Annotated in this window: 12 protein-coding genes; all 12 read left to right on the forward strand. The window is 66.4% G+C overall.

Features of this window, described 5'->3' with window-relative positions; translation table 11 throughout:
* Positions 1-155: 155 nt before the first annotated feature.
* The 12 genes from mraZ (at position 156) to MAB_RS10275 (ending at position 15,503) form a co-directional block, all read left to right on the forward strand.
* Positions 156-587, forward strand: a complete 432-nt coding sequence (gene mraZ / locus MAB_RS10220) for a division/cell wall cluster transcriptional repressor MraZ (protein WP_005060894.1) — start codon at positions 156-158, stop codon at positions 585-587.
* 145 nt (positions 588-732) lie between these two features.
* The gene (gene rsmH, locus MAB_RS10225; protein WP_005110491.1) at positions 733-1,728 is read left to right on the forward strand and encodes a 16S rRNA (cytosine(1402)-N(4))-methyltransferase RsmH; all 996 of its coding nucleotides are present in this window, start codon (positions 733-735) and stop codon (positions 1,726-1,728) included.
* A complete protein-coding gene (gene ftsL, locus MAB_RS10230) occupies positions 1,725-2,696 on the forward strand; it encodes a cell division protein FtsL (protein ID WP_005080227.1) in 972 nt (323 codons plus the stop codon). The genes rsmH and ftsL overlap by 4 nt, the downstream gene beginning before the upstream one ends.
* Positions 2,693-4,621, forward strand: a complete 1,929-nt coding sequence (locus MAB_RS10235; RefSeq protein ID WP_005060899.1) for a peptidoglycan D,D-transpeptidase FtsI family protein — start codon at positions 2,693-2,695, stop codon at positions 4,619-4,621. Before ftsL ends, MAB_RS10235 begins: the two co-directional genes overlap by 4 nt.
* A gap of 131 nt (positions 4,622-4,752) precedes the next feature.
* Positions 4,753-6,300: a UDP-N-acetylmuramoyl-L-alanyl-D-glutamate--2,6-diaminopimelate ligase gene (locus MAB_RS10240; RefSeq protein WP_005092426.1), complete on the forward strand. Its 1,548-nt coding sequence runs from the start codon at positions 4,753-4,755 to the stop codon at positions 6,298-6,300.
* The gene (locus MAB_RS10245) at positions 6,293-7,777 is read left to right on the forward strand and encodes a UDP-N-acetylmuramoyl-tripeptide--D-alanyl-D-alanine ligase (RefSeq protein ID WP_005115881.1); all 1,485 of its coding nucleotides are present in this window, start codon (positions 6,293-6,295) and stop codon (positions 7,775-7,777) included. Before MAB_RS10240 ends, MAB_RS10245 begins: the two co-directional genes overlap by 8 nt.
* On the forward strand, positions 7,774-8,853 hold the full coding sequence (gene mraY, locus MAB_RS10250) for a phospho-N-acetylmuramoyl-pentapeptide-transferase (protein WP_005060906.1): 1,080 nt from the start codon (positions 7,774-7,776) through the stop codon (positions 8,851-8,853). The genes MAB_RS10245 and mraY overlap by 4 nt, the downstream gene beginning before the upstream one ends.
* Positions 8,854-8,859: 6 nt before the next feature.
* Positions 8,860-10,326, forward strand: a complete 1,467-nt coding sequence (gene murD, locus MAB_RS10255; protein ID WP_005080220.1) for a UDP-N-acetylmuramoyl-L-alanine--D-glutamate ligase — start codon at positions 8,860-8,862, stop codon at positions 10,324-10,326.
* 11 nt (positions 10,327-10,337) lie between these two features.
* On the forward strand, positions 10,338-11,912 hold the full coding sequence (gene ftsW / locus MAB_RS10260; RefSeq protein WP_005086645.1) for a putative lipid II flippase FtsW: 1,575 nt from the start codon (positions 10,338-10,340) through the stop codon (positions 11,910-11,912).
* Positions 11,913-11,983: 71 nt separating this feature from the next.
* The gene (murG, locus tag MAB_RS10265) at positions 11,984-13,105 is read left to right on the forward strand and encodes an undecaprenyldiphospho-muramoylpentapeptide beta-N-acetylglucosaminyltransferase (protein WP_005110497.1); all 1,122 of its coding nucleotides are present in this window, start codon (positions 11,984-11,986) and stop codon (positions 13,103-13,105) included.
* The gene (gene murC, locus MAB_RS10270) at positions 13,102-14,574 is read left to right on the forward strand and encodes a UDP-N-acetylmuramate--L-alanine ligase (RefSeq protein WP_005110498.1); all 1,473 of its coding nucleotides are present in this window, start codon (positions 13,102-13,104) and stop codon (positions 14,572-14,574) included. The genes murG and murC overlap by 4 nt, the downstream gene beginning before the upstream one ends.
* Positions 14,571-15,503: a cell division protein FtsQ/DivIB gene (locus tag MAB_RS10275; protein ID WP_005110500.1), complete on the forward strand. Its 933-nt coding sequence runs from the start codon at positions 14,571-14,573 to the stop codon at positions 15,501-15,503. The genes murC and MAB_RS10275 overlap by 4 nt, the downstream gene beginning before the upstream one ends.
* Positions 15,504-15,654 lie beyond the last annotated feature (151 nt).

Raw genomic sequence — 15,654 nt, forward strand, 5'->3', positions numbered from 1 at the left:
AAAACAGTGTGCTGATGCGGCGCGACCCCCCTGGCGTGGGTGCAGGGTGGGGAGACACGCGGCAAATCAGATTCAAAGTGGGGGATTGTGGGGTAAAGTGGCGCATATCGGAGGGAAGGGTAGCTCCGAAGGGCCTTGGGCAGGGAGGTGGCGAGATGTTTCTCGGTACCTACACGCCCAAGCTCGATGACAAAGGGCGACTGACATTGCCTGCCAAGTTCCGGGACGCACTAGCGGGAGGGTTGATGGTTACCAAAAGCCAGGACCACAGCCTCGCGGTGTACCCACGGGCCGAGTTCGAGCAGCTGGCACGCAAGGCCGCCGCGGCTTCCCGGAGCAACCCGGAGGCTCGGGCCTTCTTGCGTAACTTGGCGGCGGCAACCGACGAGCAGCATCCGGACGCGCAGGGCCGCATCACCCTGTCCGCCGACCACCGGCGGTACGCGGACCTGTCCAAGGACTGCGTCGTTATCGGATCCGTTGATTACCTAGAGATTTGGGACGCTGCGAAGTGGCAGCAGTACCTGGAGGAACACGAAGAGAACTTCTCGACGGCCAGCGATGAATCTCTCAATGGCATTTTCTGAGCGGACCCGCGCAGCGCGGCCTCTGTCCGATACGACCCTGGCGTACTTCCCCGACGCCAGGTTCGCACCATCGGACAGGGACCGGGCGGCGCGGGTTCGTTGCACCTACCAGTGCTCCCATACCCGCTCCTGGAGGGCTGTTGCCGTGTCTGACAACGATTCTCGGTATGGTCACATTCCGGTCATGCTCGACCGCTGCTATGAGCTACTCGCCCCTGCGCTGACCGCCGATTCCACCGACGGCTCGGGCGCGGTTCTGGTCGATGCCACTCTGGGCGCCGGCGGGCATACCGAACACTTTCTCACCATGCTGCCCGGTCTGACGGTCATCGGCCTCGATCGCGATACCAATGCCCTCGATATCGCCCGCTCGCGGTTGGCGCCGTTCGGAACACGATTTGTCGGTGTGCATACCCGCTACGACGGTCTGGCTGACGCCCTTGATGGGTTGGGTTACCGCACAACGTCTTCGGTCGACGGAGTGCTGTTCGATCTGGGTGTTTCCTCGATGCAGCTCGATCAGGCCGAGCGCGGATTCGCCTATTCGGTCGATGCCCCGTTGGACATGCGGATGAATGCCCAAGATGAACTCACTGCTGCCGATATTCTGAACACCTACTCGGCCGTTGAGCTGTCCCGGGTGCTCAGCAGGTTCGGTGAGGAGCGCTTTGCGCGCCGAATCGCCGATGAGATCGTTCGGCGGCGAGCCAACGAACCCTTCACGCGCAGTGGACAGTTAGTCGAATTGCTGTACGCCACCATCCCCGCGGCCACGCGCCGTACCGGTGGCCACCCGGCAAAACGGACCTTCCAAGCACTCCGGATCGCGGTCAACGCCGAGCTGGAATCCCTTGCCACGGCAATACCGGCCGCGATGGCGGCACTGAGACCGGGCGGTCGCGTCGCGGTCATGGCCTACCAGTCGCTGGAAGACAAGATCGTCAAGGCGGAATTCGCGGCCGCCACCGCGTCCCGGTCGCCGATCGACCTACCGGTCGAACTCCCCGGTGATGCGCCGGAGTTCACGGCAATCACGCGTGGGGCAGAGCGCGCCAATGATGAGGAAATAGAAGTCAATCCACGTAGTGCGCCGGTGCGGTTGCGGGCAGTCGAACGAGTTGCGGACAGGAGGAACGCATGATCGGTGTGCGCAAGAAGGCAGGCGAGGCGCCCAAGAAGACCAAGCCCGCCAAGTCCGCAAAGCCCACCAAGCGCCGCAACGGTGCGTCCAAGGCAACCGCGACGGGACCCTCAGCGCGGCCGCGTCGCTCTGCTCCGCAGACCATGCCGATCCCGGTGCAGCGCCAGGCTCCCGAAAAGATCCGCCCCGCCACCAGCACGCGGCAGGCCAAGGCGCGCGCGAAGGCCCGTAAGGCTAAGGCACCCAAGGTAATCCGGGTACCACTACGCGAACGAGTACTCGCCCGTCTCTCTGAAGTGGACCTGCGGCCACATGTCTGGATCACCAGGGTCCCGTTCGTCGTCTTTGTCATCGGCGCCCTCGGTGTCGGCCTGGCGATCACCCTGTGGTTGTCGACCGATGCTGCGGAACGTTCGTATCAACTGGGTACGCAGCGGCGGACAAACGAAGAACTGTTGCAGCGCAAAGAAGCGCTTGAGCGTGATGTGCTGCGCGCGGAATCGGCTCCCGCGCTGGCCGATTCAGCGCGCGATCTCGGCATGATCCCCTCGCGTGATATCGCGCACCTAGTGCGCGACCCCCAGGGCAACTGGCTTTTGGTGGGTGCGCCCAAGCCTGCCGAGGGTGTGGCGCCGGCCCCGTTGAACTCCGTGATTCCCGATGATGCCGACGCCGTTCCGAAGGCTGGAAACTCGGTCGAGGTGCCGGTTCAGTTGCCGCCGGTGCCGCCGCCGGTGGCCGTCGTACCGCATATGGCTCCGCCCACCGCGGCGCCCGCGCCGGTGGTAGAGGCTCCTATCGGACAAGATCCGGCGGCGGTGCCGCAGGTGGCTCCGGTGCCGGCGGTCCCGGCCGATGTACCGCCCCCCGTGGCCGACGCGCCGCAAGCATCAAATATCACGAATTCTCCAGTAACCGGGGAACAATTCAATCCCGTGGCAACAACGAGTCCCCTCCCGGCGGCGTGAACCGGCAGGATCGGTCCCGGCCGGTCGGCGCCCGTCGCACCCGGCGGCCGGCCGCTGCCGTTTCGCGGACGGCAGGGTTCGCCTTTCGCCACCGCACGGGCAACATCATCATTTTCTTGACCTTGGCCATCGCGGCCATTCAGCTGTTCACCCTGCAGGGCCCGCGTGCGGCGGGTCTGCGTGCGGAGGCCTCGGGGCAGCTCAAGGTCACCGAGACCGAGAAGGCGCTGCGCGGCACGATCGTGGACCGTGCGGGCAACAAGTTGGCGTTCACCATCGAGGCTCGCGCACTGACTTTCCAGCCGAAGAAGATCCGCGAACAACTCAACAAGGCGTGGGAGAAGAGCCAAGAGATCCTCAAGGATCCCGGGAAGAGTGACGCCGATAAGGCTGCTGCGGCGAAAATCAGGTCCGTCGAGCCCGAGCGCCGGCTGCAGGACATCGCCAATGGGGTTTCGGCCAAGCTGGGTAACAAACCCGACGCCAAGAGTCTGCTGAAGAAGATCCGCAGTGATGACACCTTCGCCTACCTGGCGCGCTCGGTCGACCCGGGTATCGCCGCCCAGATAACCAAGGAGTTTCCCGAGGTCGGCGCCGAACGTCAGGATATTCGCCAGTATCCCGGTGGCTCGCTGGCCGCCAACATCGTCGGCAGTATCGACTGGGAGGGTTACGGCCTTCTTGGGCTTGAGGATTCACTGGACAGTGCGCTGGCCGGCAAGGATGGATCGCTGACCTACGATCGCGGCTCCGACGGTGCGGTCATCCCCGGCAGCTACCGGGACCGCCATGACGCGGTGAACGGGTCCACCGTTGAACTCACGCTGGACAACGACATTCAGTTCTACGTGCAGCAGCAGGTCCAGCAGGCCAAGGACTTGTCCGAAGCGCGCAGTGTGTCCGCGGTTGTTCTTGATTCCAAGACCGGTGAGGTCTTGGCGATGGCCAATGACAATACCTTTGACCCGTCGCAGAACCTGGGTAAGCAGGGCAACCGCGAGATGGGAAACCTCTCGGTCTCCTCGCCGTTCGAGCCGGGATCGGTCAACAAGGTCATCACCGCGTCGGCGGTGATCGAGAATGATTTGTCCAATCCCGATGAGGTGCTGCAGGTTCCGGGTTCCATCAACATGGGCGGGGTCACGGTCCGCGATGCGTGGCCGCACGGGACGGTGCCCTTCACCACCACGGGTGTTTTCGGGAAGTCGTCCAACGTGGGCACGCTCATGCTCGCCCAGCGGGTCGGGCCGGAGCGATTCATGGACCTGGTGGACAAGTTCGGCCTGGGACAGCGCACGGGTGTCGGCCTGCCCGGGGAGAGCGCCGGTATTGTGCCACCGATCGAGCAATGGTCGGGCAGCACGTTCTCGAATCTGCCGATCGGTCAGGGCTTGTCGATGACACTGCTGCAGATGGCCGGCATGTACCAGGCCATCGCCAACGACGGGGTGCGGATCCCGCCGCGCATCGTCAAGAGCATCACGGCGCCGGATGGGTCCCGTAAGGAGGAGCCACGCCCGGAACCCGTCCAGGTGGTCAACGCCGGAACCGCGCGTACCGTCCGGAACATGCTGCGCGCGGTGCTGCAGCCGGATGCGCGCCAGATTCAGAACGGCACCGGCGCGTCCGGCGCGGTCGACGGTTATCAGCTCAGCGGCAAAACCGGCACCGCCCAGCAGATCAATCCGGCCTGTGGGTGCTACTTCGATGACGTGTACTGGATCACATTCGCGGGCATCGCCACCACCGACGATCCCCGATACGTCATCGGCATCGAGATGAACGCGCCGAAACGAGGCTCGGATGGTAGTCCGCACATGACAGCCGCGCCGTTGTTCCACAACATCGCGTCCTGGCTGATGCGGCGCGAAAACGTGCCACTATCACCTGATCCCGGACCGCCACTGATCCTGCAGGCGACCTGAGCCCGTCCTCGTCTGATCGGCGGCAGCCTGCCCGCCCGGTAATGTCGTTTGACGCCCGAGGACGAGCAGCCGGCGCGAATACCGTCGAGCCAGGGCATGGTCGGCAGAAATACGGCAGGAGGTGACCGCAGGTGGCGGCATCCGGAACCCATCGGTTCCTTCCCCGGACGCACCAGCACCTGGTCTCCGACCTCGCGTCATTGGTTTCGGCCGAGCTACACGGGCCAAGCGCCACCACGGTGGGGGGAGTCACGCTCAGGGCGCAGGACGCCCGTACGGGTGACCTCTTTGCCGCGCTGCCGGGCACCAGCACCCATGGCGCGCAGTTCGCCTCTGAGGCGGTCTCCGCGGGCGCGGCGGCCGTGCTGACGGACGCCGCCGGCGCCGAACTGGTGGCAGGACAGGGTCTTGATATCGCGGTACTGGTTCATCCCGTCCCGCGCTCGGTGCTCGGTGAGCTGGCCGCGACCGTGTACGGGGAGCCCTCCCGTCATCTACAGGTAGTGGGAGTCACCGGTACCTCCGGCAAGACCACGACCACCTACCTGGTCGAGGCCGGGCTGCGGGCGGCGGGTAAGAGGGTGGGTCTCATCGGGACCGTCGGGGTGCGGATCGACGGCGAGGATGTGCCGAGTGCCCTGACCACGCCCGAGGCGCCGGCGTTGCAGGAACTGCTCGCCGAGATGGTCCAGCGCGGGGTGGACACGGTGGTCATGGAGGTGTCCAGCCATGCGTTGGCCCTCAATCGTGTGGACGGCACCCGTTTTGCGGTAGGCGCATTCACGAACCTGTCACGCGATCACCTGGATTTCCATCCCGACATGCAGGATTACTTCGCCACCAAGGCTCGCTTGTTCCGGCGCGATTCGCCGCAGCGCGCGCACCGCAGTGTCGTCTGCATCGACGATGATGCCGGCCGCGCCATGGCCGAGCTGGCCCGTGAGGCGGGACCTGATGTCACCACCGTGAGCTCGCTCGACGGCGGCGTCGCGGACTGGAGATGTTCGAATGTGGCGGTCGGTCATGATGGTGGCCAGCGGTTCGTCGCGAATGGTCCAGACCGCGATACCGAGCTCACAATCGCGTTGCCTGGGCATTACAACGTGGCCAATTGTCTTGTGGCCATTGCGATCTTGGATGTTCTCGGAGTTTCGGCCGCGACCGCCGCGCCTGGAATCGCGACCGCGGGTGTGCCGGGGCGTATGGAAGCCGTGGCGGCGGGGCAGCCATTCCTGGCTGTCGTGGACTATGCCCACAAGCCCGGCGCGCTGCGGGCAGTCCTGGAAAGTCTGCGCAGTCACCGCGATGGCCGCCTGGCCGTGGTGTTCGGTGCCGGAGGCAACCGTGATCGCGGCAAACGGGCCGACATGGGCAAGGTCGCCGCGGAGCTGGCCGATCTGGTGGTGGTCACCGATGACAATCCGCGCAACGAGGAGCCGGCGGCGATCCGTACCGAGATCATTTCCGGGACTACCGGTTCGGAGGCTCAGATCATCGAAATCGGCGACCGTAGAGCTGCTATCGACTTCGCCACGTTGTGGGCGCGGCCGGGCGATACCGTCCTTGTCGCCGGCAAGGGGCATGAGAGCGGTCAGAAGACCGGCGATGTCACGGTGCCTTTCGATGATCGTGTGGAGTTGCGCGCAGCCCTCGAAGCGCTTGGGAGCCTGGATGATTGAGATGACTGTGGCCGAGATCGCCGAAATCGTCGGTGGGCGCCTTGACGGAATCAGCGCGCAGGAAGCTCGGCAGGCGCGCGTCACCGGCACCGTGGAATTCGATTCACGTCAGGTGAGTCCCGGCGGTCTGTTCTTGGCCCTGCCGGGAGCCCGGGCGGATGGCCACGACCACGCCCGAGGTGCCGCGGAGGCCGGGGCGGTCGCGGTGCTGGCCGCCAGGCCGGTGGGCGTACCCGCCATCGTGGTGCCGCCGACCGGGGTGGCACGTACCGAAGTATCTGCGCTGGAACATGATTCGGATGGGTCTGGCGCAGCGGTGCTCGCCGCGACGGCAGCGCTCGCGGCCGAGGTCGCCCGTCGGCTGACGGCGCGGGGGCTACGGATCGTCGGGATCACGGGCTCGTCGGGCAAGACCTCGACAAAGGATTTGATCGCCGCCGTGCTCAGCCCGCTCGGCGAGGTGGTGGCTCCTCCCGGGTCGTTCAACAACGAGCTCGGCCATCCCTGGACGGTGCTGCGGGCGACGGAATCCACCAAGTTCTTGGTGCTGGAGCTTTCGGCCCGGCGTCCGGGCAACATCGCGGAATTGGCTGCCATCGCGCCGCCGTCGATCGGGGTCGTTCTCAACGTCGGTACCGCTCATCTGGGTGAGTTCGGGTCGCGGCAGGCCATCGCCGATACGAAGGGGGAACTGCCGCAATCGCTTTCCGGTGGCGGCGTGGCGGTGTTGAACGCCGATGATGCCGCGGTGGCGGCGATGGCGGCCAAGACTCCCGCCCGCGTGGTACGCACCAGCGTGCACCATCCCGCCGATATCTGGGCGACCGAGGTGAGCGTCGACGACCTGGCCCGGGCCCGTTTCACGCTGCACGCCGGGCAAGACTCGGTGCCCGTGCAACTGGCGGTGCACGGCGAGCACCACGTGAGCAACGCGCTGGCCGCCGCCGCCGTGGCGCTGGAATGCGGCGCCACCCTCGCACAGGTGGCGGCGGCGCTCGCCGGGGCGGGGCCGGTCTCTCGCCGCCGCATGGAGGTCAGCACCCGAGATGACGGGGTGACCGTGATCAACGATGCCTACAACGCCAACCCCGACTCGATGATGGCGGGCCTGAAAGCCCTGGTCTCGATGGCGCGGCACGGGGGCGAGCCCCGTCGCAGCTGGGCGGTGCTGGGGGAGATGGCCGAGCTGGGACCCGATGCGATATCCGAGCATGACCGCATCGGGCGGGCCGCCGTGCGATTAGATGTCAGTCGATTGGTAGTCGTCGGGACTGGGAGGTCACAGCGGGCAATGCATGCGGGTGCGGTGATGGAGGGGTCGTGGGGGTCCGAGGCGGTGCTGGTGGACGATCCTGCGGCGGCCGCCTCACTGCTGGCCAGTGAGCTGGCCGCGGGCGATGTGGTGCTGGTCAAGGCGTCACGGTCGGCGGGCCTCTGGGTGGTGGCCGATGAACTGCTGAAGGTGGGTGACGCATGAGGCAGATCATCATTGCCGCCGGTATCGCGATCCTGGTCTCGATCATGCTCACCCCGGTACTCATCCGGGTGTTTTCACGGCAGGGATTCGGCCAGGAGATTCGCGACGACGGCCCGCAGCATCATCAGAAGAAGCGGGGCACCCCGTCGATGGGTGGTGTCGCGATCTTGGCGGGCATGTGGGCCGGTTACTTCGGGTCGCACCTGGTCGGCATCGCGTTCGGGTCCGATGGCCCGTCGGCATCGGGTCTGCTGGTGCTCGCGCTGGCGACCATGCTCGGGGGCGTCGGCTTCATCGATGACTTCATCAAGATTCGCAAGGCGCGCAACCTGGGTCTGAACAAGACCTCCAAGACGGTCGGACAGATCCTCTCGGCGCTCGTATTCGGCGTTTTGGTGCTGCAGTTCCGCAACACCGACGGGCTGACCCCAGGCAGCCCGCAGCTGTCCTACGTGCGTGAGATCGCCACTGTCGCCATGCCCGCCGCGATCTTCGTGCTCTTCTGCGTGATCCTGGTCATGTCCTGGTCCAATGCCGTCAACTTCACCGATGGGCTCGACGGGCTGGCCGGCGGCTGCATGGCGATGGTGACGGGCGCCTACGTGATCGTCACCTTCTGGCAGTACCGCAACGCGTGCTCCACCCATCCGGGCATCGCCTGCTACAACGTGCGTGACCCACTGGATCTGGCGGTCATCGCCGCGGCGACGGCGGGCGCATGCATCGGATTCCTGTGGTGGAATGCCGCCCCGGCCAAGATCTTCATGGGAGACACCGGATCGCTGGCCCTCGGTGGGGTCATCGCGGGCCTGTCGGTGACCACCCGGACCGAGTTACTTGCCGTGGTGCTGGGGGCACTGTTCGTCGCGGAGATCGTGTCGGTGGTTTTGCAGATCGCGGCATTCCGGACCACGGGCCGCCGGGTCTTTCGGATGGCGCCCTTCCATCATCATTTCGAGCTACTGGGGTGGGCCGAAACAACCGTCATCATTCGGTTCTGGTTACTGACCGCCATCGCCTGTGGCTTGGGCTTGGCACTGTTCTATGGCGAGTGGCTCGCCACGATCGGTGACTAGGCGACCATGACCACGTGTGAAGTCGCCGAACTGACCGGCGGAACAAGGGTTCTGGTGTGCGGTGCGCGGGTCACCGGCGACGCCGTGGTCGCGGCGTTGACCGGGCTAGCCGACCTCGGTCTGCGCATTACGGTCTGCGACGACGATGAGGACGCCCTGCAACGCCATCGTGATGCCGGGCACGGGGCACTGACCACAGCAGCAGCGCAACGTCACATGGCCGATCAGGACCTGGTGATCGTCAGCCCCGGATTCGGCCCCTCGGCACCGGTGGTGCAGGCCGCGGTACAGGCCGGGCTGCCCATTTGGGGTGACGTCGAATTGGCTTGGCGTTTGGACGCTTCCGGTAGGTACGGGCGGCCCAAGCGGTGGGTGGTGGTCACCGGGACCAACGGGAAGACCACGACCACGGCCATGGTCCACGACATGCTGACGGCGGCCGGTGGCACCAGTGCGTTGTGCGGGAATATCGGCGATCCGGTGCTCAACGTGCTGGATCGTGACGTCGAGTTCCTGGCCGTCGAGTTGTCCAGCTTTCAGCTGCACTGGGCGCCGTCGGTGCGACCGGTGGCCGGCGCGGTGCTCAACGTGGCCGAGGATCACCTCGATTGGCATGGGGGCATGGAGGGCTACACCCGGGACAAGGCCCGGGCGCTCGATGGCGAGGTCGCCGTTGCCGGTCTAGATGATGCGATCGCCGGGGGTCTGCTTGCCGCTGCCGCGGCACCGGTCAAGGCGGGATTTCGTGCCGGGGAGCCCGCGGTGGGCGAGCTGGGGGTGCTGGACGGTTGGTTGGTGGATCGGGCATTCGGTGTCGACATACCGCTGATCGAGGTGTCGAAGCTGCCGGTGGGGGGGCCGATCGGCGTGCTCAACGCGCTGGCGGCCGCCGCGCTGGCCCGTGCCGTAGGTACACCTGCGGTGCACATTGCCCGGGCGCTGGAAGTTTTTCAGGTGGGGCGGCATCGGGCCGAGCTGATTGCCCGCGTCGCCGATGTTGCCTACGTCGACGACTCGAAGGCCACCAATCCCCATGCTGCCGCCGCGTCCATCGCGGGGTATCCGCGTGTCGTCTGGATTGCTGGAGGGCTGCTCAAGGGAGCTGCGGTCGATGATTTGGTGCGCGATTGTGCCGACCGGCTAGGTGCGGTTGTGCTGATCGGCCGGGATCGGGCACTGATTGCTGAGGCTTTGGCGCGACACGCGCCGGATGTCCCCGTAGTTGCGGTTGTGACGCGCGAGGATGCTGGGGTGCAAGAGGCAAATGTGGTTTATGTGACTGATGAGGCGGATGGGGGTGGCGCTGACCTGGGTACCCGAGTCATGGCCGCGGCCGTCCGGCACGCCAGCTCACTGGCCCGGCCTGGCGACACCGTGCTTCTGGCTCCGGCAGGCGCGTCCTTCGACCAATTCAGCGGGTATTCCGAGCGTGGCGACCGGTTCGCCGCGGCGGTGCACGCACTTACCGGTTAGGTGATTGCGTCGTGTCCACCCTGACTGCTCCATTCGCCAGGATTTTCCGTTCCGAGAAGCGCGACGAAGCAAAGACCTCCGTCACGTCGGTCAAGAAGTCCGGCGCCAAAAACGACGGGCTGATCGCGCGCACCCGCTTGGGTGCCTGGCTGAACCGGCCGATGACGTCGTTTCACCTGGTGGTCGCGACGGCGGCGTTGCTCACCACGCTCGGCCTGATCATGGTGCTGTCCGCCTCGGGCGTCGAGTCGTACTACGACGACGGGTCCGCGTGGACGATTTTCGGCAAGCAGGTGCTGTGGGTCTGCGTGGGTCTGGTCGGCTTCTACATCGCCCTGCGCACCCCGGTGGCGGTGATGCGCAGGTACTCGTTCCCCGTCTTCGTCTTCACGGTCATCTTGATCACCCTGGTGCTCATTCCCGGAATCGGCACGTATTCCAACGGTTCTCGGGGGTGGTTCGTCTATGCCGGTCTGTCCATGCAGCCCTCCGAGCTCACCAAGGTCGCGTTCGCGATTTGGGGAGCGCATCTGCTGGCCTCACGCCGCATGGAGCAGGCCAGCATGCGGGAGATGCTGGTCCCGCTGGTACCCGCGGCGCTGATCGCGCTGGTGCTGATCGTCATCCAGCCCGACCTCGGGCAGACGGTTTCCTTGAGCATCATCTTGTTGGCCCTGCTGTGGTACGCGGGTCTGCCGTTGAAGGTCTTTCTGAGTTCGGTGGTGGCGGCCGTGCTGGCCGCGGCCATCCTGGCGGTATCGGCCGGGTACCGGTCCGACCGGGTCAAGGCGTGGCTGGACCCGTCCGCTGACCCGCAGGCGACCGGATATCAGTCGCGGCAGGCACGTTTCGCGCTCGCGCAGGGCGGTTTCTTCGGCCAGGGTCTGGGGCAGGGATCGGCGAAATGGCATTACCTGCCGAACGCGCACAACGACTTCATCTTCGCCATCATCGGCGAGGAGCTCGGATTCGTCGGCTGCATCGGAGTGCTCGCCCTGTTCGGTGTCTTCGCGTACACCGCGATGCGCATTGCCCGACGCAGCGCGGACCCGTTCTTGCGCATGATCACCGCGACCGCCGGGCTGTGGATGATCGGCCAGTCCTTCATCAACATCGGATACGTCATCGGTCTGCTGCCGGTGACGGGTATCCAGCTGCCGCTGATCTCTTCCGGCGGAACGTCGACGGCAACGGCGCTGTTCTTCATCGGTTTGATAGCCAATGCGGCCCGCCACGAACCCGAGGCGGTGGCGGCCCTGCGCGCTGGTTCCGGCGACCGGATGAACAGGCTGCTGCGGCTCCCACTGCCGGAGCCGTATGTGCCACCGCGGATCGACGCCGCGCGTGACCGCCTGCGCGCCAAGTCGGCAGCGCAGAGCGCCGCAGCGGCCCGGCCGCAGCCCGAGCGCAAGCGACAGTCCGCGTCGGCGCCGGGGCCCAAGCGCACGCCGCGTGCACGCACCGATAACGAAGCAGGGCATCATAGGCAGGTACAACAGGCGCGGCGAGGCTCCGCCACGCGCGCGAGCGGCAGGTCCCGTGATCAGTCACGGACCGCGGGCTCACGCGCCCGAAGCTACCGATAGCCGCTGACATGTGATCGCCGCCAGACCGAAAGGATGCTCCCGGAGTGAGTGATGAACTTCGGCCGCTTTCGGTGGTGCTGGCCGGTGGCGGCACCGCGGGACACGTCGAGCCGGCCATGGCGGTTGCCGACGCGCTGCGCGAGATTGATCCCACGGTGCGGATCACCGCGCTGGGTACCGAGCGCGGCCTCGAGACGCGGCTGGTTCCCGATCGTGGTTACCACCTGGAACTGATCGTTCCGGTGCCGCTGCCGCGTCGCCTCACCGGCGATCTGGTGCGGTTGCCACTGCGGGTGCGCCGGGCGGTTCGGCAGACGCGCGCCGTGTTCGACGGCGTCCAGGCCGACGTCGTGATCGGTTTCGGTGGCTACGTCGCCTTACCCGCCTATTTGGCGGCTCGCCGCGGTCCGTTGCGCCGCCGCCGCGTGCCGGTCGTCATCCACGAGGCGAACGCCCGTGCCGGCCTTGCCAACCGGGTCGGAGCGCGCGGAGCGCAGCGGGTGTTATCGGCGGTCCCGGACTCGGGCCTGCGTGATGCGGAGGTAGTGGGAGTGCCGGTTCGGGGGTCGATCACCGCCCTGGACCGCGCGGCCCTGCGGCACCAGGCACGTGCTCACTACGGGTTTGATGACGATGCCCTGGTGCTATTGGTGTTCGGCGGTTCGCAGGGAGCGGTCTCCCTCAACAACGCGGTTTCCGCAGCGGCCAATGACCTTGCCGCCGCCGGTGTTTCGGTGTTGCATGCACATGGCCCAAAGAACACGATTAAATTGCCGGAGCGCCCGCCTGGCGCACCCAGATATGTTGCGTTGCCGTACCTGGACCGCATGGACCTGGCGTACGCGGCCGCGGATATCGCGGTGTGCCGATCCGGTGCTATGACCGTCGCGGAGGTTTCGGCGGTGGGGCTGCCCGCCATCTACGTGCCTCTACCGATCGGCAACGGTGAGCAGCGGCTCAACGCGTTACCGATTGTGGACGCCGGTGGAGGTGTCATCGTCGCGGACCGCGACCTGACCCCTGAGTCATTGGCGCACATGGTGATTGAGATGGTGTCCGATCCCGCCAAGCTCGCCGCCATGACATCGGCCGCGGCACTGTCCGGACACCCGGAAGCCGCTCGACAGGTGGCGCAGGTGGCGTTGGATGTCGCGCGTGAGCGGCGTTCGCGGGAACGGGGTGGCCGTCGATGAACGCAGGTCCGCTGCCGGAGCATCTGCGCCGCGTGCACATGGTCGGTATCGGTGGTGCCGGAATGTCCGGTATCGCCCGCATTCTGCTGGATCGCGGCGCCCAGGTGTCGGGGTCCGACGCCAAGGAATCTCGTGGTGTGCTGGCATTGCGCGCCCGTGGGGCGCTGGTCAACATCGGCCACGATGGTGACGCCCTGGATCTGCTGCCGGGTGGCCCCACGGTGGTCGTGACCACCCACGCCGCCATTCCGAAGACGAATCCGGAGCTGGTGGAAGCGAATAGGCGTGGGATACCGGTGCTGCTCCGGCCCGTGGTGCTGGCGGACCTGATGGCCGGATATCGCACCCTGATGGTTACCGGCACACACGGCAAGACCAGCACGACGTCCATGCTCATTGTGGCGCTGCAGCATTGTGGATACGACCCGTCCTTTGCGGTCGGCGGTGAACTCAATGAAGCCGGTACCAATGCCCATCACGGCAGCGGCGATGTATTCGTGGCCGAGGCGGACGAAAGCGACGGCTCGCTACTGCAGTACCGGCCGAACCTGATCATCGTGACCAATATCGAGGCGGATCACCTGGATCACTTCGGCAGCGTGGAGGCTTACTCCGCGGTGTTCGACGAATTCGCCGAAACCCTGGGTTCCGAAGGGGTGTTGGTGGTGTGTCTGGATGACCCGGGTGCCGCGGCGCTGGCCCGCCGGGCACATGAGCGCGGTATCCGGGTGCGCGGCTACGGCAGCGCCGACCAGGCCGAGGCGGGCGATGTCCCGGTGGCGGGGCAACTGCGGGATTGGCAGTTCAAGGACACCGGGGCCACCGCGCAGATCCAGCTGGCGGGGGAGAGCGCGCCGCGGACCATGCGGTTGTCGGTACCGGGCCGGCATATGGCCCTGAACGCACTGGCCGCCGTGGTGACGGCCGCCGAGATCGGGGCGGCCGTCGACGATGTCCTGGACGGATTGGCCGGATTCGAGGGTGTGCGCCGCCGATTCGAACTGGTCGGGTCGGTGGAGTCGGTGCGGGTTTTCGATGACTATGCGCACCATCCCACCGAGGTGCGTACGGTGCTGCAGGCCGTTTCCGGCATTGTGGCTCAGCAGGGTTTTGGGCGTTCGGTGGTTGTCTTCCAGCCCCATTTGTATTCCCGCACAGCGGCTTTCGCTACAGAATTCGCCGACGCGCTAAGCATCGCCGACCTGGTGTTCGTGCTCGATGTGTACGGCGCGCGAGAAGCGCCACTGCCGGGCGTCACCGGCGCGCTGATCGTGGAACAGATCGCCGGGGCGCCGGTGCACTATCTGCCCGATCTTTCGACGGTGGCCCAGCAGGTCGCCGCGGCAACCGCGCCCGGTGACCTGGTGATCACCATGGGTGCGGGCGATGTCACCTTGCAGGGCAAGGAGATTGTGCGCGCACTGCGTGCCCGTGCCAACGACTGGCCGCCGCCGGGAAACGGTCGATGAGCGAGCCCGAGAACACCGCCGAGGACAAGGATGCGGAGGCGGCGATATCGGCGGATGCCGTCGAGTCCGAAACCACCGCGGATGGCGGCGAAAATCCCGCGGAGGGCGAGTCGGCCGAAGGGCCGCGGATGCGGGCCAGACGCGAACGGATGGAACGCCGTGAAGCGCAGCGGCGCGCGATCGCCCTGGAGCAGGCTCGGCGTGAGGCGAAGGCCGCGGCCAAGGGTAAGTACGTCGAGCAGGGCAAGGGTGCCGGTCGCGGCAAGGTTCAGGGTCTGCAGACCCTGCTGTTGGTGGTGCTGCTGGCGCTGATCGCGGTGGGCCTGGGGTCCATCCTGTATTTCACGCCGCTGATGTCGGTGCGCCAGACGGTGGTCACCGGTACCGGCGTCGTCACTCAGGAGGATGTCCTTGGGGCTCTGAGCATCCCGAAGGGGACCCGGCTGCTACAGATCGACACTGCCGCGGCGGCCGATCGGGTGGCCAGCATTCGCCGGGTGGCCAGTGCCCGGGTGCAGTGCGAGTACCCGTCCACCCTGCGGGTGACGATCGTCGAGCGGGTCCCGGTCGCGGCGTGGACCGGTGCCGATGGCACGCACCTCATCGACCGTGACGGGGTGGACTTCGCCAACGAGCCGCCGCCGCCGGGCATTCCGGCGCTGGATGTGGTGGCGCCGGCCCCGCAGGACCCGACGACCAAGGCCGCGCTGCAGGTGCTGACCTCGCTGGCACCCGATTTGGCCCGGCAGGTGGCCAAGATCGCGGCGCCGTCGGTGTCGTCGATCACGCTGACCCTCGACGACGGACGCACCATCGTGTGGGGGACCACCGAACGCACCGCGGAAAAGGCCGAGAAGCTCGGGGCGCTGCTGACACAGCCCGGCCGCACCTACGACGTCTCCAGCCCTGACCTGCCCACCGTCAAATAGGCGGCTTGTCGCGCGAACATGCCGATATGTGCCCATTTCGGCCAGAATCCGGCACATTTGAGCATGCTCGCCACACGTGAGTCGTGAAATAGCCACGGGAAAATCGGGGCATCCTTCGGCGCGCCTCCCGTGCGCGGTATACCGCGCCCCC

Origin of the sequence: Mycobacteroides abscessus ATCC 19977 (assembly GCF_000069185.1) — a bacterium.
Taxonomy (GTDB): Bacteria; Actinomycetota; Actinomycetes; order Mycobacteriales; family Mycobacteriaceae; genus Mycobacterium; species Mycobacterium abscessus.

What these genes read in the sequence shown, in the direction of transcription:
- mraZ (WP_005060894.1), top strand. Translation starts at nt 156, where the DNA reads ATGTTTCTCGGTACCTACACGCCCAAGCTCGATGACAAAGGGCGACTG.
- ftsL (WP_005080227.1), top strand. Translation starts at nt 1,725, where the DNA reads ATGATCGGTGTGCGCAAGAAGGCAGGCGAGGCGCCCAAGAAGACCAAG.
- MAB_RS10245 (WP_005115881.1), top strand. Translation starts at nt 6,293, where the DNA reads ATGATTGAGATGACTGTGGCCGAGATCGCCGAAATCGTCGGTGGGCGC.
- mraY (WP_005060906.1), top strand. Translation starts at nt 7,774, where the DNA reads ATGAGGCAGATCATCATTGCCGCCGGTATCGCGATCCTGGTCTCGATC.
- murD (WP_005080220.1), top strand. Translation starts at nt 8,860, where the DNA reads ATGACCACGTGTGAAGTCGCCGAACTGACCGGCGGAACAAGGGTTCTG.
- murC (WP_005110498.1), top strand. Translation starts at nt 13,102, where the DNA reads ATGAACGCAGGTCCGCTGCCGGAGCATCTGCGCCGCGTGCACATGGTC.
- MAB_RS10275 (WP_005110500.1), top strand. Translation starts at nt 14,571, where the DNA reads ATGAGCGAGCCCGAGAACACCGCCGAGGACAAGGATGCGGAGGCGGCG.